The sequence below is a fragment of the Acidovorax sp. GW821-FHT10E04 genome, assembly GCF_059415185.1.
The window spans coordinates 239753-257923 of the sequence record NZ_JBWKMT010000003.1 but is presented as its reverse complement, the minus strand read 5'-3'; the positions used below and the strand labels follow the sequence as shown (position 1 = coordinate 257923).

General features: G+C 67.9%; 18 protein-coding genes. 2 read left to right on the top strand and 16 right to left on the bottom strand.

Annotation, left to right across the window (positions count from 1 at the left end):
* Positions 1–17 precede the first annotated feature (17 nt).
* From AC07OC_RS10575 to AC07OC_RS10550, 6 genes are all read right to left on the bottom strand, one after another.
* Entirely contained in the window at positions 18–941 is a 924-nt protein-coding gene (locus AC07OC_RS10575) for a DKNYY domain-containing protein (RefSeq protein WP_218297102.1), read from the bottom strand.
* Positions 942–983: 42 nt separating this feature from the next.
* Positions 984–1349, bottom strand: coding sequence for a hypothetical protein (locus AC07OC_RS10570; protein ID WP_218297103.1), 366 nt, complete (start codon positions 1347–1349; stop codon positions 984–986).
* A gap of 12 nt (positions 1350–1361) precedes the next feature.
* Positions 1362–1778 (bottom strand): globin domain-containing protein, encoded by a 417-nt coding sequence (locus AC07OC_RS10565; RefSeq protein WP_218297104.1) that lies wholly within the window; start codon positions 1776–1778, stop codon positions 1362–1364.
* A 74-nt stretch (positions 1779–1852) separates the two neighbouring features.
* Entirely contained in the window at positions 1853–2542 is a 690-nt protein-coding gene (locus AC07OC_RS10560; RefSeq protein WP_218339413.1) for an IPTL-CTERM sorting domain-containing protein, read from the bottom strand.
* A 56-nt stretch (positions 2543–2598) separates the two neighbouring features.
* Complete coding sequence (locus AC07OC_RS10555) at positions 2599–3933, bottom strand: right-handed parallel beta-helix repeat-containing protein (protein ID WP_218339414.1); 1335 nt, start codon at positions 3931–3933, stop codon at positions 2599–2601.
* Between the two features lie 60 nt (positions 3934–3993).
* Complete coding sequence (locus AC07OC_RS10550) at positions 3994–4674, bottom strand: hypothetical protein (protein ID WP_218339415.1); 681 nt, start codon at positions 4672–4674, stop codon at positions 3994–3996.
* A 318-nt stretch (positions 4675–4992) separates the two neighbouring features.
* Between AC07OC_RS10550 and AC07OC_RS10545 the strand changes: the two genes are divergently transcribed.
* Both AC07OC_RS10545 and AC07OC_RS10540 read left to right on the top strand, forming a co-directional pair.
* Positions 4993–7593, top strand: a complete 2601-nt coding sequence (locus tag AC07OC_RS10545) for an FG-GAP-like repeat-containing protein (protein WP_218339416.1) — start codon at positions 4993–4995, stop codon at positions 7591–7593.
* Positions 7594–7926: 333 nt separating this feature from the next.
* A complete protein-coding gene (locus AC07OC_RS10540; RefSeq protein WP_255590976.1) occupies positions 7927–9045 on the top strand; it encodes a helix-turn-helix transcriptional regulator in 1119 nt (372 codons plus the stop codon).
* A gap of 80 nt (positions 9046–9125) precedes the next feature.
* On the opposite strand, the gene AC07OC_RS10535 is transcribed toward AC07OC_RS10540, so the two are convergent.
* From AC07OC_RS10535 to fmt, 10 genes are all read right to left on the bottom strand, one after another.
* Entirely contained in the window at positions 9126–10118 is a 993-nt protein-coding gene (locus tag AC07OC_RS10535) for a M14 family metallopeptidase (protein ID WP_218339417.1), read from the bottom strand.
* Entirely contained in the window at positions 10115–11104 is a 990-nt protein-coding gene (locus AC07OC_RS10530; protein WP_218297110.1) for a Bug family tripartite tricarboxylate transporter substrate binding protein, read from the bottom strand. Before AC07OC_RS10530 ends, AC07OC_RS10535 begins: the two co-directional genes overlap by 4 nt.
* 194 nt (positions 11105–11298) lie before the next feature.
* Positions 11299–12195, bottom strand: coding sequence for a LysR family transcriptional regulator (locus AC07OC_RS10525; protein WP_218339419.1), 897 nt, complete (start codon positions 12193–12195; stop codon positions 11299–11301).
* A gap of 54 nt (positions 12196–12249) precedes the next feature.
* Positions 12250–13077: an orotidine-5'-phosphate decarboxylase gene (gene pyrF / locus AC07OC_RS10520; RefSeq protein ID WP_218339420.1), complete on the bottom strand. Its 828-nt coding sequence runs from the start codon at positions 13075–13077 to the stop codon at positions 12250–12252.
* A 166-nt stretch (positions 13078–13243) separates the two neighbouring features.
* Complete coding sequence (locus AC07OC_RS10515) at positions 13244–13801, bottom strand: FlgO family outer membrane protein (RefSeq protein WP_218297113.1); 558 nt, start codon at positions 13799–13801, stop codon at positions 13244–13246.
* Positions 13798–14487, bottom strand: a complete 690-nt coding sequence (locus AC07OC_RS10510; RefSeq protein WP_218297114.1) for a hypothetical protein — start codon at positions 14485–14487, stop codon at positions 13798–13800. The genes AC07OC_RS10515 and AC07OC_RS10510 overlap by 4 nt, the downstream gene beginning before the upstream one ends.
* A 209-nt stretch (positions 14488–14696) precedes the next feature.
* Entirely contained in the window at positions 14697–15896 is a 1200-nt protein-coding gene (locus AC07OC_RS10505; RefSeq protein WP_218297115.1) for a phosphoglycerate kinase, read from the bottom strand.
* A gap of 99 nt (positions 15897–15995) precedes the next feature.
* Positions 15996–16349, bottom strand: a complete 354-nt coding sequence (locus AC07OC_RS10500) for an AzlD domain-containing protein (RefSeq protein ID WP_492806656.1) — start codon at positions 16347–16349, stop codon at positions 15996–15998.
* A complete protein-coding gene (locus AC07OC_RS10495; RefSeq protein WP_369643740.1) occupies positions 16346–17170 on the bottom strand; it encodes an AzlC family ABC transporter permease in 825 nt (274 codons plus the stop codon). The genes AC07OC_RS10500 and AC07OC_RS10495 overlap by 4 nt, the downstream gene beginning before the upstream one ends.
* Positions 17167–18156, bottom strand: coding sequence for a methionyl-tRNA formyltransferase (gene fmt, locus AC07OC_RS10490; protein WP_494601129.1), 990 nt, complete (start codon positions 18154–18156; stop codon positions 17167–17169). Before fmt ends, AC07OC_RS10495 begins: the two co-directional genes overlap by 4 nt.
* Between the last annotated feature and the right edge of the window lie 15 nt (positions 18157–18171).

The following is an 18171-nucleotide window of genomic DNA, read 5'->3' as shown; positions in this document are numbered from 1 at the left end:
TGGGGACACGGCGTGCCTCACCTCACGCCGGGGCTGGGGCCTGGATCGTTGCCCGCAACGGCCCGCCCGCGCTGCCATGCCTGCGCGCGGTCGCGTGCGTCCACCTCCGCGGTCGCCTCGGTCAGCACCGTGAAGCTGGCCGCATCCGCCCGCGCCAGCGGCTCGCCCTGGTACCACACCCGCCGCGCATCGGCCGCGTAGCCCCGCCCCAGGGCGCGCAGCGTGGCCATGTCGGCGCCCTGCAAGGGGCGCAGCACCGGGTGCGGGCCCCGGTTCGGCTGGTTGACCTCGATGTGGCCGTGCCAGGCGTGCGCGCGGTCGCGGGCGTAGCCGGGATCGTCTTCGTCCATCAGCGCAAAGCTTGCGCCGTGGCTGCCGGGGATGTCGGCATGCTCGAAATAACCGCGCTGCGCATCGCGCGCGAAGCGGGGGCTGAGCGGCTCGAAGCTGGCCGCATCGCGCACCGCGAAGGGCTGGCCCCGGTCGTAGGCGCGGTGCCGGTCGCGGGCATGGCGGTGGGCCAGCACGCGGTAGCTGGCCGCGTCGGCGCCGGGAATGGTGGCGATGCGCAGGTGCTGGTAGGCCCAGTACTCCTGCGCCTTGCGGTAGGTGCTGCAGTAGTAGACCGCGCGGCCGTCGCGCGCCTCGTGCTCCGACAGCGCCTCGAACGTGGCGCCCTCGCTGCCCTCCACGGCACTGCCCCGGCAGTAGCCTTGCCGCGCGTCGCGCCCGAAGTGCGGCGAGAGCGGCTGGAACGTGGCCGGGTCGGCCGGGGCAAAGGCCGCGCCGCCGTAGGTCCAGGCGCCCGCCCAGCCGCGCTGGTAGCCCGTGGCACTGCCGTCGCAGCCGCACAGCGCGGCCAGCGCCCCGAGCGCCAGCGCGCAGGCGCGGGTGAGCCCGGTGGCAGCCGACCCTGTCAGCGCAGGCGTGCGGACCCGCATGGGGAACGTGGACAGGCACTCACGGCGCGGTGCGCGGCGGGCCTATGGCACCGGCACGACCCGCAGCGCGGGCGGGTACGGCTCCACGCGCAGGCTGTCGTGCGCCAGCACGCTGATCCTGGCGCGGGGGGCCAGCTCCAGCGCGCCGTCGGTGCCCTTGCGCGGGGCGTATTGCCAGAGGCTGAGCGCGCCCTTGGCGGCCAGGGCCTGGCCGATGGCGGCCGCCTCGGGGCGCGGAGCCCCGGCCTCGTCCGGCGGCACGGCGACAAGGATCTCGTCGCGCACCGTGACGATCTTGAACAGCAGGGGCGTTGCGGTCTGGGCCATGGCAGTGACGCAAGAGATGGCCAGTGCGGCCGCCAGGCAGGCGGCGGCGCGGGCGCGAAGGCGGGGCGTGGTGGGGGTCATGGGGCTTTCTGGCTAGTGCTGCAGTTGTGCCTGCGCCTGCATCGTACGCGCCACGTGGGCATACATGGCGCCCCAGGCCTCGCGCGTGGCGGGGGTGAAGGCACCGCCCAGCGCGTCGGACAGCGTCTCCAGCAGGGCGGCGCCCACCGTGTCGTAGTGCGCGGCCTGCACGCCGTAGCCCGTGTGGCGCTGGCCCAGGGCGCGCAGCGCGGCGTCCAGCCGCTCGGGGTGGTCAAGCAGGCGCACGGCATCGCCGATCATGTCCAGCAGCTTGCGTGCCTGCACGTGCATGTCGGACGACCCGAACAGCCCCTGGATGGCCGGGTCGCGCGCGAACAGCTTCGAGTAGAAAAGCGCGCCTGCCTGCGCAGCGACGGGCGCAACCTGCGCAAAGCTCTGGCGCACGAGGTGGATCTGTTCGGGGGACATGGGGAAACTCCTTGAAACGGAAAGATGTCGATAGGTAAAGTCTGCGAGGCCCCTTGCGGCGTGGCCGGCCTCTTTCAAAAGTCGCGAGGCGCCTTGCGTCGCATCACCATGCCGGTGCCCGCCATGAAGGCGGCCAGCAGCAGAAGGCCCCCTTCGCCCAGCGTGGGCACCGCGCTGACGCCTGCGCCCGGCGCTGCAGGCAGGACGGTCACGAGCCAGGAGCCTGTGGTGTGGGGATGGCTGTCGATGTAGCTGCCCGAAGTGCCTGCCACCGCCGTCGTGCACACGCCGCTGTAGGGAGCGGGAACTTGCTGGCATTCGTAGTTGTGATTGACGAATTCATGCAGGCCCATGAGGTTCACGCGATCGCCCACGGCATGGGGAGCCGGTGTCTCCCAGTGGAAGAAGGTGAGGCTGGCGTCGGTGAATGCGCCGTTGGCATCGGTGTCCGCGGAGGCGGAATACAGCGTGTCACCCGCCGCGCTGGAATAGCCGGTCAGCCCGTCTGAAAACGCAAAGCCTGTCACCAGGGCGGAGATGTCGGCATTGCCCAGGCCAGGTGGCAAGGGCGCCGCCGTGGTGAACCAGCCCGACTGGAACATCGCCGTGGTGAAGCTGCCGCAGTTGCCCACTGTGCAGTGGGTGAAGTTGTACAGGGTGGGCGCGGTGTAGGGGTTGCCGGTATAGGTATACGTGTAGGTGGCGGCCCAGGCGCCCGCGTGGGTACCTGCGGCCAGCGCGAGCAGCGCAAGGTGCTTCTTCATGGGGCTTTTTGGGGAGTAAAGAAATGCCTCAAGCGTTCAGAACTAAAGCGATGCAGCTATTTCTTTAGAAGCAGCCTGTGCCTGCCGCGCAGTGCGAGGCCCAGCAGACCCAAGGCAGACAGCGCCAGGGCGATGGGGCTGTCCACGGGCACGGCCTGCACGCCGCCCCCATTCCCCGGCCCGGCGCCTGGGGCCAGGGCGGATTCATAGGCGCCGATGTCAGCGCGCCCCATCTGCACCCGTGGGGTGCCACGCTCGTCGGTGGCGGGCAGGTCGGTGGTGGGGCCGGCGTTGATGGCGGGGCTGCCCGGCAGCAGTGCGTGGGTCTGGTTGGGCAGGCTGTTGGCGTAGGCCAGCGGCGCCAGCAGGGGGTTGGCGCTGGCGATATCGCCCACCGCGCCAAAGCCGCAGGTGGTGCCGCTGTCGAGGTTGTTGCCACCGGACACCAGGGCGCCCGCCTGGAGCCGGCAATTGAGGCCCGTCACCGGGTTGGCGACGATGCTGCCGCTGATGTGGGCCGTGGCGCCAAAGACGCTCAGTTGCCCATTGCCTGCACCGGTGGTGTTGTGGGCGATGGTGCTGAAGCGGATGGTGGTGGTGCCGCCGCTGCCCCCCGAGATGCCGCCCCCGGCCCCCACCGCCGTGTTGCCCGAGACGGTGGAGTTGGTGAGGTTCAGCGTGCCGTTGTTGGCGATGCCGCCGCCACTGCCCCCAGGATGGGGCATGGTATTGCCCGTGATGGTGCTGCGCGTGATGTTGGCAATGCCGGTCTGGCGCACCGCGATGCCGCCCCCGCCACTGGGGGCGGTGTTGCCCGAGACTTCGCTGTCGATCAGGTGGAGCGTGGCCGTCTCATACACGTAGATGCCGCCGCCCTGCTGGGTGGAGGACCCGGCCGCGCTGTTGCCGTGCACCACCACATGGTCGAGCGTGGCCGTGCCGCCCCCGATGAACAGCCCACCCCCATACGACGCGCCCGCGCCGGTGCCGCCGGTGATGGCCAGGTTGTTGAGGTTGACGGTGGGGCTGCCCAGGATCTGGAGGACGATGCGGTCGCCGCCGCTGCCGCTGCTGGCCACGATGAAGGAGTCGCCCGCGCCCGCGCCGTTGATGGTGAGGTCGCTGGTGATCTGCAGGAGGTTGCTGGGGGCGGGCACGCGCGTCAGTGTGAAGGTGCCCGCGGGCAGCGTGATGGTGTCGGCGCCCGCCAGCGCGTTGGCTTCCATGATGGCGGCGCGCAGCGAGCAGGTGCCCGCAGCACCCGTGCCGCAGATGTTGTCACCGGGGGTGGGGTCGATCAGGTCTGCCGTGGCATCGACCACAAAAGTGGCGGCCTGCGCCCCGGCGTGGGTGAATGCAGCCAGCGCGAGCAGCGCAATGTGTTTTTTCATGGGGTGTGGCGTTTCCGAAATGAAAAGCGCCTTCAGTGGTGGTGGATCAATCGCTGCGCGCTATTTTTTGGGGAGCAATTTGCGACGCCTTCGCAGCGTCTGCCCGGAGAGGCCGAGCAGGCCGGCGGCAGTGATGGCCAAGGCAAAGGGGTTGTCTACGGGCACGCTCTGCACGGCTGCTGCGGGCGCCGTGCCCACATTGGCCCAACTGGTATTGCCGTCGATGCTGCCGGGCGCTTCCCAGACGGTGCATCGGTCTTCGACATCGATGGCCTGGCATATCACGTTGTGGTACGCGCCGCCCTCGGTGTTGACCGAGTCCAGCCGCATGTTGGCGCCGCTGTGCGGGCCGGGGTTCTGCCAGCGCAGGACGATCATCGACAGTGCCGTCAGCTGGCCCGCGGCATCGGTGGAGACATTCACCTGGTACAACCCCGCCACCTGCGGGTCCCCCAGGGTATAGGTGGTAACCCCGTCGAACACCGTGAATGCCAGGATGTTGCCGCCCGGAAAAAGGACATCGGCGTTGACCAGGTTGGGCGCCAGCGGCACGGCCGTGGTGAAGGTGGCCGCCGGGGCCATGGCGGCGGTGAAGTTGGCGCAGTTGCCCGCGCCGCACGGCGCCGTGTAGTTGTGCAGGCTGGCGGCGGCGTAGCCGTTGTTGGTGTAGCTGTAGGTGGCGGCCCAGGCGCCCGCGTGGGCGAAGGCGGCGAGGGCCAGCAGGGCAAGGTGTTTTCGCATGGGCGGTGTGTGGATGTGGTGGGCGAAAAGTGGCAAAAAACTGCCCCAGCGCTTGCCCATCAAGCGCAAAACGCTATGTTTTTAGGAGCAATTTCGCGCCTGCCGCCCAGTTTATGGATTCCCCCGCCGCTGCGCCCCACCCCCAGGGGCGGGATGGCGAAGGGCTCGCTTTGCGCGCCACCACAGCCATCCACTGGCTTGCACCCGGTTGATCCGGGATGCCGGATTGTTTGTGGATGCGCCTATCCCCAGGGGTGGGGCGCCGGGGGACTTGGCTTCCTAAACTGATTTCCAGTGAAACAGTCGGATTCAAGAGCCATGAAAACTCCCAAAACAGCAACCAGATGGATAAAAAGAGCGAAAGGCGTTGCCATGGGCATTGCAGCCGCCGCCGCGTTCTGCGTGGCAGCGCTGCCAGCGCAAGCGGCCAATATCTATGGCCCGCCAGATTTGCAGGCCAATAGCGCCAGCAACGCCCCTAATGTTTCGACAGCGGCCGTGAGTGCTGACTTCAATAACGATGGCTATCCCGATCTGGCGGTTCTCAATGCTCAGACTGACCAGCTTCTCATCTATCTTGGCACTCCCATTGGCGGCCTGGCGCTCAAGCATGATTTCAATAACCTGGTGTTCGGCCTGCAAACACCCAACGGCATTTCTGCGGGCGACATGGATGGGGACGGCAAGATGGACCTGGTCATTACAGACCGTCTGGGTGTATCCATATTGAAAGGGTCGGGCAACAACAATGGGGATTTCAGTGCCCTGGCCCGGCCCGGGCTGGCGGATGCGAGTGATTATGGTGCTCAAAACCCCATGCTTGCCGATCTGAACCATGACGGGAAATTGGACATTGTTGTCGGCGTCTATGAACCAGGCGATCTTGGCGGAAATCACTATTTTGAGGTTTTGCAGAACGTCGGCTTGGGATTTTTCATATTGACGGGTCAATATGAGGTGTCCTACAGCGGTCTGGCCTCCTATAACACTATACGTGAAACACAGCTGGCCGACATTGACGGCGATGGGGAAGCAGACCTGGTTTTTGTCGACGATGTTAATAGCCCAACGGTTTCATGGCTGAAAGGTACGGGCAACGGAGCATTTGCACCGCAAGCGCAACTTCTTGGTGTAGGCGCCGGCGTCGGTAATATTGAAGATATTGAAATCGCTGACGTCGATGGAGATGGCAAGCTGGATTTGCTCTTGCAGAACCAGTACGGCGAAGGTGTCTGGCTGGCCAAGGGCGTGGGCAACGGTATCTTTTTACCGAGCACCAAGCTTTTCGCCACGGGGGTTTCCAGCGGAGGCGGCCGTGACATGGGGCGAGTCATCGTCGCCGATGTGAATGGCGATGGCCGGCTGGACGTGATCTCCGATGGCTATGTGGGATTGCAGCAGGCCAACCACAGCTTTGTATTGAATGAGCATATTGGCTATTCGGTCACGCGCATGCTCGCCGCCATTGATCTGAATCGCGATGGCCGCGCCGATCTCGTGGCGTCAGGCCCGGGGGCCGGAACAATTGCGGTTTTCAAGACCATTGCCCTTGCTGCTTCGTCCATCGTGACGACCGGCACGCCGCAGAGCACCGTTTTCAGTACCCCTTTTGTGCAACCCCTGTCGATCAAGGTGCTCGACAGCAATGGCGTGGGCGTGCCGGGCTTGGCGGTGAGCATGACCCCGGTGAACCCGGGGCCCAGCCTGCCCATCGCGTCCACGGGCTCGGGCACCACCAATGCGCAAGGTGTCTTCAGCTATACCCCGGTGGCCAATGGCGTGATGGGTTGCTATCAGATGAAGGGATTCATCACCGGCCTGGGCAATGTGCCGCTCTTCAATTTGTGCAATACCAACACGGACAGTCTGGCGGTCACGGCGGGCAACAACCAGACCACGCTGGTCAACACGGCCTTTGGCACGCCATTGCAGGTGCGGGTGACCGACGCCTCGAACAACCCGAAGGCCGGCGTCACGGTGACGTTCGGCGGCCCCAGCGTACCGTCGCGTGTGGTGCTGTCGTCGTCCACGGCCGTGACGGATGCGAACGGGTTCGCGGCGGTCACGGCCACCGCCACGGGCAAGTCTGGCGCCTACAGCGTCAGTGCCACGGCGCCTGGCACCACCGGTGCCTCTATCAAGCTGTCGAACTCCGCACCGGCCGGCGCCGCCGCCGCCATTGCCTTTGACGTGTCCACGCCGCAATGGACGTATGTCACCAAGCCGTTCTCGGCACCCGTCACGGCGCACGTGCAGGACTTTTTTGGCAACCCGGTGCAAGGCGCAACGGTTGTTTTTGCCATCACGACCGATCCGGTCTCGGGTGCCACGGCGAGTTTCTCGGCACTGACGGCGGTGACCGATGCCGCAGGCAACGCGCAGGTGAGCGGGACGGCCAACGGGCTTGTCGGCACCTACTCGGTGAAGGCCAGCGTGCAGGGCAGTGCGCTGGTCAGCCCCCAAACCCGTCTGCTGAGAAACGTGGCCGATCTGCCCAAGTTCATGACCACGGTGAGCGGCACGCCCCAAAGCACGCCGATCAATACCACCTTTGCCCAGAAACTGCGCGTGAAAGTCACTGGCTGGGACGGCAGCAACACGCCGCAGGTGCGTGTCTATTTCATCACCTCCGGCGGGGTGGTGCTGTCTGCGGAAAGCGCGCTGGCCGATGCCGGTGGGTTCGCGGAAGTCACGGCCACCGCTGATGCCACGGTGGGCCTGCACCAGGTCAGCGCCATTGTGTACGACACCGTGCTGGAGCAACCCATCACGCAGATGTTTACCTTGACGAACATCGCGGGATCCATCCCGCCCGGCGGTGGCGGCGGCCCTGTGTCGGTGCCCGCGAACAGTCCGCTGGCACTGATGGGACTGTCCCTGGCCATGCTGGCCCTGGTCCGGCGCCGCATGGGGCGGTAACGCGCCCACGGGGGCCGAGGGCCTGCTTTCCTCCTGCGGCAACGTTGGCAGGCATGCCATCCCGGCGGGCCGCAGGCGAACAGGGTGGCGTGCTCCTCGCTGGTCTTCCAGGCGGGCCGTCGCTCGCGCCCATGTGGACGCCGGTGGCCGGGGCCAGGAACGCGGGGAGTTTTTTCGTGGCGTGTCCGGGCCAGCCCCTGCCACTGACACGGCAGGAGTTCCCATCGCCCCCGGTCCCCCACCCCTGGGGGCGGGGCGCAGGGGCGGTGCGATGCGTTACGCTCCCGCCAGGTGCCGCATGGATGCGGCGCACCTGCCACGCGCCCTATGTCCATGTCCCTTTCCCGCACGCAGCAGCAGGCCCTGGCGCGCCTGCGGCAGATGGCCTGCCTGGATTTCAGCGGGCTGCAGCTCATCGAGCCTGTGCTGCACGAACTGCACCGCCTCATCGGCTTCGATAGCGGGGTTTTTTTCTATCCGGATGCCCAGGGGACGCTGGACGCCTACATCGAGCCCTCGCCCGCACGCGAGTGGATGCACCTGTACTTCGACCCGCGGATGAAGGCGCAGGAGCTGAAGCTGGTGCGCTACAGCCTGCACGACTTCGACGCGGCCGTGCGCCATGAGCATGGGGTGCTGTTGATGGAGCAGATCCTCCAGGTCACTCACCACGAATTCATCCGCAGCGATTTCTACAACGAGCTGGCGCGGCCGTCGGAGTGGCAGGATTTTCTGAGCCTGGTGCTGCGCACGCCGCAAGGCCGGGGCGTGGGCTCGCTCAAGTTGTGCCGCAGGCCTGGCGCGCCGCGCTTTGCGTCTGAAGACATCGCCCTGCTTGAACGGACCTCGCCCTGGCTGGCGCGTGCCCTGCAGCCCGGCGAGCTGGATGCGCAGGACAGTGTGGTGCATGACAGCGCCATGCTGGTCGCCACGCCGCAGGGCAGGCTGCTGTGGACATCGCCCCAGGCAGACCAGCTGATGGCGCTGGCCTTTGGCATGCGCTGGTACCGCCGCAACGAGCTGCCACCCGCGCTGTGCGTGCTGCTGGAGCGCCTGCGCTGGGTGGAGGAGGGCGGCACCGGCCGGGGCCGGGCGCCAGCGCTGCCGCAACTGGACCTGCACAACGCCAGCGGCTGGTTTTCGCTGCGCGCCACGCAGATGGCGGCCGCGGCGGGGGCCGGTGAAGGCGACTTCGACGGCGGCCGGGCGGTGGGCATCCACATCACGCAGCGGGTGGCGCGCGTGGCGCGGCTGCTGCCCACGCTGCGCGCGCTGGGCCTGCCGCAGCGCCAGCACGAGCTGGCGTACTGGCTGGCGCGCGGAGTGCCCGGGGAGCAGATCGCCACGCGCATGGGCATCAGCGCCAACACGGCCACGTACCACCGGCGGCAGATCTACACGCGGCTGGGGGTCCAGAGCCGCAAGGAGCTGCAGGCCTATCTGATGAAATAGCCGCCAATGGCCTGCTGGCGCTTGCTCATCAAGCGCAGAATGCTATCAAATTAGAAGCATCTTGATGATCTGGCCACCGCCTACAGCAGGTGCCGCCGCGCGTAGCGCACCACCGTCACGCCCGCCCGCGCCTGCCGCACCGAGGGCATCACCAGCACGCAGTCGTCGTAGGGCGTGGTCACGGGCACGCCGTCGTTGTCCCCAATCAGGGTGCCGGCTTTCTCGAACACCTCCAGCCCGGTGTAAGGCGCCACGAAGCGGAAGGCGCTGCTGGTGGCGACCACCGGGCCGGTCACCTCCAGCGCCCACTGGCGCGGGGCGTCGGGCAGGCGCCAGCCGGGCAGTTGCCGTGCGAGTGCCTCGTCGCCGAGCGCGCCGGACTGCGCGAGGAAACGCACGCACTGGTCCTGCGCCACGGCGCGGCTGGCGGGGTCGCCGTGGAAGCCGCATTCGATGAGCAGCGAACGGGTGCCGTTGTCCTCCAGCTCGCCAAAGCGGCCGTAGTCGCGCATGCGCACGCCGTCCTTGTGGCCCGCGTCCACCACGATGTGCTCGGGCGAGCGCATGGCGCGCGCCAAGTCCAGGTTGCGCGGCTGGATGCCGGTGAGCAGCAGCGGCGCCGAGGGCTCGTGCATGGAGTGGATGTCGAGCAGCCAGTCCGCGCGCGCCACGAAGGGCCGCAGCGCGGCGGCGCGGCGGCGCTCGGCCGTGTCGGCCGCGTCGATGCGCTCGTCCAGCCACTGGCGGTTGAGGTCTTCATCGGTGAAGCGCGAGGCGTCGTGCTGGCGGGCGTCGAACCGGTCGAATGCATCGAGATTGCAGAACGCGAGCGTGAGGGTGCCGCGTTCGGGGCGCACGCCCGCTTCGAGCAGTCCCTTGAGGGCCCACGCGCCGCACAGCTCGTTGCCATGCACCAGGGCACTGACCATCACGTGGCGCCCGGGCTGCCCCGAGTCGAAATGCCACACGCCCTCGGTGCCGGTGTTGCCCGCGCGCCAGGCGCCGAGGTCGGGTGCGGGCAGTTCAAAACGCAGCGGCTGGGCCGCGTTGCTGTGGTCGTGTTGGGCGTTCATTCTTCGATCTTGGCGAATTCAACAATCTTCTTGTACTTGGCCACTTCGGCGGACAGGAACTGGTCGATGTTCACGTTGGTGGCGGCCACGGTGGAGCCGGTGGCTTCCATCTTCTTGCGGAATTCGGGCGACTGCAGGCTGTCGTTCAAGGCCTTCTTCACCTTGTCGAACACCGGCTTGGGCAGGTTCGCGGGTGCCATGAGGGCAAACCACACGCCGATGTCCACGTTCTTGTACTGCGGTGTTTCGGCCAGCGCCGGGATCTCGGGCGTGGTGGCCGAACGCTTGGCCTCGGTGGTGCCCAGGGCGATCACCTTGCCACTTCGGATGTGCGGCAGGCCGCTGGAGAGCACGAACACGCCGTACTCCAGGTTGTTGCCCATGAGGTCGTTGGTCAGCGGCGCCACGCCGCGGTAAGGGATGTGCGTCATGAACAGCTTGCCCTGCTCCTTGACCATCTCGCCCGCCAGGTGCAGCGAGGTGCCCACGCCCGAGCTGCCGTAGCTGAACTTGCCGGGGTTCTTCGAGACCTTCTGCGTGAATTCGGCCAGGTTCTTCACGCCCGAGCCGGTGGACGCCACGAGCACCAGGGGCTGCGAGGCGATCAGGCCGATGGCGGTGAAGTCCTTCACGTCGTACTTCACCTTCTTGGTCACGAGCTTGTTGATGGCGATCTCGTTGCTCGCGCCCACCAGCAAGGTGTAGCCGTCCGGGGCCGCGCTGGCCACCTTCTGCGCGCCAATGGCGCCGCCCGCGCCGCCGACGTTCTCGATCACCACGGGCACGCCGAGCTTGTTGCCCAGCTCCGTGGCCACGGTGCGCGCCGTCAGGTCGGTGCTGCCCCCCGGCGGGTAGCCCACGACGATGGTGATGGGCTTGGAGGGGTAGGCGTCCTGTGCCAGCGCGGAGGCGGCGGGCAAGCACAGGCCGCACAGCAGGGCGGTGGCGGCGGCCGTGGCACGGCGGCGGGAAAAGGTGTGGGGCATGGTTCGGGCTCCTGGGTCGTCGTGGGTGCTGGGCACCGCGCGCCCCGGGGCCGGCGGTGCATGCATGCAGGCCGGCCCCGGCGGCACGCGCGGTGGGTGGCACGATTGTGAAAAGGCGCGCCCCCCAGCGTGGTGCCGAAACGGCACGGTCTGTTGCCAAATGGGTTGCAGGCCCTGGTGGAAACCCCTGGGCTTCAGCGCTGGGAGAGGGCTTTCCACAGCGCCTCGGCCAGGGGCCCCAGGCGGCGCTTGGGCCGGTACAGGCGCACGTCGAAGCGCACTTCCATGCGCGCGTCGCCCGCGGGCGCCAGGCGCCGGGCCTTGCAGTCGGCATGCACCATGGACCAGGGCAGCCAGGCCACGCCCAGGCCCTTTTGCACGTATTCGTAGTGGGCGTCGGCGGAGTCGCACTCCACCACGCGCTGCAGGCGCGGCGCGTGGGGGTTCTGCGTGAGGTGGTCTTCCACCAGCCGGCCCAGGGCCAGCTGGGGCGCGTAGGCCAGGTAGGGCACCAGTGCCGTGCCCTGCCCGAACCGGTGCAGCGCCTGGCCCTGCGCGGTGGCGCGCGACACGGGCACCAGCCGGTCGGAGGCCACGGTGACGTGCGTGAACTGGCGCGCGTCCAGCCGGATCGCCAGTGCCGGATGGTGGTAGACCAGCGAGAAGTCGGCCTCGTTGCGCTCGAGCATCGCCACGGTGTCGGCCAGGGCGCGGGTGCGGATGCACAGCTCGCCGTTCTGCAGGAGGGGCTGCAGCCGCACGAGCCAGTCGGCCACGACGGTGCGTGCCAGCGTGCGGCCCGTGGCGAGCGTCACGGTGCGGGCCTGCCGGCCGGCCAGGCTCTGCAGTTCCTCGTGCGATTGCGCCAGGCTGCGCGCCATGTGGCCTGCGGTCTCCAGAAAGCTCTGCCCCGCGGGCGTGAGCGAGACGGGGCCGCCGCCCCGCTCCACCAGCGGCGTTCCCGCCCAGGCCTCCAGCGCGCGGATGCGCCGGCCAAATGCGGGGTGCGTCACATGCCGCAGTTCGGCCGCGCGCGTGAAGCTGCGCTCCTGCGCGAGAACGATGAAGTCTTCAAGCCACTTGAGCTGCATGGGCCGATCCGGGGTGCGGCGGCGGCGCGGGGCTGGGGGCCGTGCGCGGGCGGATCAGCGCGCGCGCGCCGCTTCGAGCACCGCGCGGGTGCGCTGGGCCTCGGTACGGGCGGCGGCCGCAAAGTCGCCGCCCTTGGATGCGTACAGGATCGAGCGCGACGAGTTCACGATGATCGGCCCCCCGTCGCGCAGCCCCGCCCGCACCGTGGCCACGGCATCGCCCCCCTGGGCTCCCACGCCGGGAATCAGCAGCGGCAGCGTGGGCGCGATGCCGCGCACGCGTTCGATCTCCTGCGGGTAGGTGGCGCCGACCACCAGCCCCAGCTGGCCGTTCTTGTTCCAGGGGCCCTGCGCCAGACGCGCCACGTGCTCGTACATCAGCGGCTGGCCTTCGACGCTGGCCAGGCGCTGGGTCTGCAGGTCGTCGCCGCCCGGGTTGGAGGTGCGGCACAGCAGGAAGGCCCCCTTGCCGTGGTAGGCCAGGTAGGGCTCGATGGAATCGAACCCCATGAAGGGCGACAGCGTGACCGCATCGGCGCCATAGCGCTCGAAGGCTTCCTTGGCGTACTGCTCGGCCGTGGAGCCGATGTCGCCCCGCTTGGCGTCCAGGATCACCGGCACGTGCGGCGCGTTGGCGCGCATGTGCTGCATCAGGCGCTCAAGCTGGTCTTCGGCGCCATGCGCGGCGAAGTAGGCGATCTGGGGCTTGAACGCACAGACCAGGTCGGCCGTGGCGTCCACGATGGCCGCGCAGAAGTCGTAGATCCTGTGCGTTTCGCCCTGCATTCCCGCGGGAAACCGCGTGGGTTCCGGGTCCAGGCCCACGCACAGCAGGGAGTTGTTCTGCGCCGTGGCGTCGCGCAGCATGTCGGTGAAAGTCATGGGGCGTGATTTTAGGTGGGGGCATCCGCCGCGGCGGGGTTTTCTGGCGGCCGGGACGGCTGCCGTGGCACCGGCATGGCCTGGTGGCCGCCGGCGGGCAACAAAAAAGGCCGTCTCGACGGCCTTTTTTGTTGCTCTTGTGCGGGGCCGGCTTGCGGCCGGCCGCTCAGCGCTGTACGGCCAGCAGGCGCTGCACGTCGCGGTCGTTGGGCAGTGCGTAGTCGTAGCCGCGGATGATGCGGCTGTCTTCGGTGCGCACGAGTTTCAGGCTCACGTAGGTGTAGTTGGCCGCGGCCGAGTACGTACCGACGAGCACCAGCGACGCATTGTGGCTGCGCGCGATGTCCTTGATCTCGCGCGACAGCAGCAGCTCGCCGGCGCCTTCGCGCACGAACACGTCGCCACGCAGCTTGATTTCCTTGACGTTGAAGCCGCTGGACGCCATGTGCGAGGCGTACTGCTCGGACAGCGTGCGGCCCAGGGGGGCCGAGCGGCTCAGGTCGTTCACGTTCACGACGGTGGCCACCAGGACCGGGCCGCTGCCTGCGGCGCTCAGGTCAAAGCCCGCGGTGAGCTTGGCGACGGCATCGCGGCTGTTGGCCAGGAACTGGTTGTTGGCGGCTTCCTGGTACGTGGGCTCCGTGCGCACGGGCGTGCCGTTGTTGGCGCAACCTGCCAGCAGGGCTGCGGCGGCCAGCGCGGTCAGAAGTGCTGTGGATTTCATTGCGAGACCACCTTCATGTTGACGTTCTTGTAGTACGAGGGGCGCAGGAACAACGGCGTGTCCGCGTTTTCCAGGTAGTACACATCGGTTTTGCGTGCCACGTACTGGCCGCCCCGCGTCACGGTGGTGGTCAGGATCATTTCGGTGTTGGTGGGGCCGCCCGAGTTGATGCTGGCGCCATAGTCGGCCAGCGAGGTCAGGCCCAGCGTGGCCAGCATCTGCGCGTCCAGGTGTTCGTGGCGCAGGCCATAGGCGGCCATCAGGCCCGCGGCGATCATGGTGAACTGGCCGGGGATGAAATGGGGGCGCGGGCTGTTGTGGCGAACGACCTGCGTGTTGTAGGTCACGTTGAGCGTCTGGCCGGGGTCTTGCAGCACGGGGGCGCCGCTCTGGACCAGCTTGGTGATCAGGAAGTCGCGGAACGCCAGGTCGAACGGGCTGGGGTTGGGCGGCAAGGCCACATGCAGCGGCGTGCCCGGCGCCATGCCAGACTTGTCGAGCGTGCTGAGCGTTTGCGCCACCACGTCGTTGGAAACCAGTTCCCAGTGACCGGCGGAGCGGACCTTGGGTTGTACCGTGAGCTCAAAGTTTTCCGCCAGGGGAATGGGCGAACGATAAGCACATCCCGCCAAAGTAGCCACAGCGCCGGCGAGCACCGCCAAGCTGACTGCCTTTGAAAATTTCATGATTCCCTCCTACGGACTTTGAGAGGCGGGGACATGAACAGATACATCCCACGCGATTGAAAAATAATTCTGGGCGCGATACTCAACAAAAACAAGAAAAAATTGAGGTAACTACGCCCAGACACACGCAATTCGTTGTTTTTGGTCACAGATTGGCGTGCTTGCTTACGCGCGGCTGCATTTGCTTGTGCGTCCGCGTGTAACAAATTTCAAACACTGGTAACGGCGCGTTTTTCGAGGATTTCAAACGCGGGCAGCGTCTTGCCTTCCAGCACTTCCAGGAAGGCCCCACCTCCCGTGGAGATGTAGCCCACCTGCTTGTCGATGCCGTATTTGGCGATGGCCGCCAGGGTGTCGCCACCACCGGCGATGCTGAACGCGGGCGAGTCGGCGATGGCCTTGGCGATCTCGCGCGTGCCGTTCTCAAAGGCGGCGAATTCGAAGACGCCCACGGGGCCGTTCCAGACGATGGTGCCCGCCGACTTGAGCTGGGCGGCCAGGCGGGCGGCGGTGTCGGGGCCGATGTCCAGGATCAGGTCGTCCTCGGCCACATCGGCCGCGGCCTTGACGGTGGCGGGGGCGTCGGCGGCAAAGCTCTTGGCGGTGACCACGTCGGTCGGGATCGGCACTTCCGCGCCCCGCGCCTTCATGGCGGCGATCACGGCGCGCGCTTCTTCCAGCAGGTCGGGCTCGGCCAGGCTCTTGCCGATGGGCAGGCCCGCCGCCAGCATGAAGGTGTTGGCAATGCCGCCCCCCACGATGAGCTGGTCCACCTTGTCGGCCAGGCTCTTGAGGATGGTGAGCTTGGTCGATACCTTGGAGCCCGCCACGATGGCCGCCAGCGGGCGCTGGGGATGGGCCAGGGCCTTGGTCAGGGCATCGATCTCGGCCGACAGCAGCGGGCCGGCGCAGGCGATCGGTGCGAACTGGGCGATGCCGTAGGTCGTGCCTTCGGCGCGGTGGGCGGTGCCAAAGGCATCGTTCACGAAGATGTCGCACAGCGCGGCCAGCTTGCGGGCCAGGTCTTCCTTGTTCTTCTTCTCGCCCACGTTCAGGCGGCAGTTCTCCAGCAGCACGACCTGGCCGGGGGCGACGGCGACGCCGTCCACCCAGTTCGAGACCAGGGGCACCTCGCGGCCCAGCAGCTCGGCCAGGCGCGCGGCCACGGGGGCCAGGGAATCCTCGGGTTTGAATTCGCCTTCGGTCGGACGGCCCAGGTGGCTGGTCACCATCACCGCGGCGCCGGCGTCCAGCGCCATGCGGATGCAGGGAATGGATGCGCGGATGCGGGTGTCTTCGGTGATGCGGCCGGCGTCGTCCTGTGGAACGTTCAGGTCGGCGCGGATGAAGACGCGCTGGCCTTGGGCCTTGCCCTGGGCACAGAGATCGGAAAAGCGGAGGATGTTCATGGGAGGGAGGCTTCCTGGTGGGGGCACGTGGATCAGGGCCGCCATTTTAGGCGGCCCCACCCGCGGCCCCATCCCGCGGCCCTGCCCCGCCACCGATCCCTACCAGCCCCATCCGATGTGCAGCGGCAGGTACACGGCCATGCCGACCACGATGGTCCCCAGGATGCCCCGCTGCCAGAAGTAGTACGCGCTCGCGCACAGGACGGCGGGGAGCCGGGCGTCCATGAGCGTATCGATGAGCTCGCCCCGGGTGATGAGGATCTCGGGCGCGATCACGGCCGTCAGGGCGGCCAGTGGCGCGTACTTGAGGCCGCGCTTGAGCCAGTCGGGCAGGGGCAGCTCGCGCTCGGGAATCATGAAGAAGGAGCGCGAGACCACCGTGATGACGGCCAGCCCCGCCACGGCGATGAAGGGTTCCAGCAGATCCCACCAGGACGACCAGGGCGCGTTCATGGGTGGCGCTCCTCGCGCAGCGGCACGATGTCGCCCGCCTCGACGTGTTCGCGTTCCTCGGGCGGCATCACGCTGTCGGCGGGCACCAGCAGCAGTTCCGGCTTGTGGCGGCGGCGGTCCACGGCCTCCATGAGCAACCCCGCGGCCACGGCGGCGGCCAGGGCCACCAGGATGTTGAGCTTGAGCGGCAGCGCGAAGGCCGCGATCGCGGCCGTCGCGGCGACGCCCGTGGCGAGCCAGGTGGCCCGGTCGAACAGCAGCGACAGCAGCACGCCCAGCAGCGCCAGCACGCCCGCGAACCCCAGGCCCCAGGACAGCGGCACGGCATTGGCCAGGAAGATGCCCGCGATGGACGGCACCTGCCAGGCCAGCCAGTTGGTGGCCGCCGCGCCCCAGAAGTACGGCAACTGCTCGGGCTGCGGGCGCGGTTCGGGAAAGCGTTTCATGAAGGCCACATAGATCACGTCGCCGCTGAAATAGCCCACGGCCAGCCGCTGCCGCACGGGCAGGTGCGCGAAGTAGCTGCGCCACATGCTGCTGAAGATCACGAAGCGCAGGTTCACGCAACTGGCCGTGAGCCAGACCACCCACAGCGGCGCGCCCGCCGCCATCAGCGGGATGACCGCCAGCTGCGCGCTGCCGGCATACACCACCAGGGACATGAAGACGGCCATGCCGATGGGCAGGCCGCTCTTGACCATGACCACCCCGGTGACCAGGCCCCACGCGCCAATGCCCACGGCCGTGCCCACCATGTCGGTGGCGGCCATGCGAAAGGAGGGGTGGCGCAGCGTGCGGCCGACGAGGTCCCTGCGGCTCATGCCGGCGCCACCGCCGCGGCGGGCGCGGCGCCCAGCACCATGCCGGGCTGCAGGTCGAACCCCCGCAGGAAATCCGCTGCCGCCAGCCGCTTGCCGCCGGCGCGCTGCAAGGTGGTCAGGCGCAGCGCGCCTTCGCCGCAGGCCACCGCCACGCCCTGGCTGTCCACCGAGAGTATCTGGCCGTGGCGCTTGCCAGTATTTGGTGTATTGCTATCTATTTCATAGCTCCATACCTTGATCGTTTCTCCTGCGCATTCGGTGCTGGCGCCAGGAAAGGGATCGAAGGCCCGGATGCGCTGCCCGATCAGCGTGGCAGGCAAAGACCAGTCGATGGTGCTTTCGGCTTTTTCGATCTTGTGGGCATAGGTGATGCCTTCGGCTGGCTGGGGCTCTGCCCGCAGGCCCCCGCAGGCGGCCAGTTCGAGCGCTTCCACGATCATGCGGCCGCCCAGGGAGGCCAGCCGGCCGTGCAGGGAGGCGGTCGTGTCCGTCGGCGTGATGGCCAGCCGCTCCGTGAGCAGCATGGGCCCGGTATCGAGGCCAGCGTCCATCTGCATGATCGTGATGCCGGTTTCCCCGTCCCCGGCTTCGATGGCGCGGTGGATGGGCGCCGCGCCGCGCCAGCGCGGCAGAAGGCTGGCATGGATGTTCAGGCATCCCCGTGGCGGGAGGTCCAGCACCCACTGCGGCAGGATGAGCCCATAGGCGGCCACCACCATCACATCGGCCTGGGCGGCCAGCAGGGCGTCGCGCGCTGCGGCGGCATCGTCCGGGTATTTGCCTTCCAGGCGCAGGCTGCGCGGCTGGGCGACGGGAATGCGGTGGTCCAGCGCGCACTGCTTGACGGGAGACGCCTGGAGCTTCATGCCGCGGCCCGCGGGGCGATCGGGCTGGGTGAGGACCAGCGGGACGGTGAAGCCTGCGGCCAGAAGCTGTTCCAGCGCCGCGCGGGCGAATTCGGGCGTGCCGGCAAAAATGACTCTCATGGAAACCAATGGGGT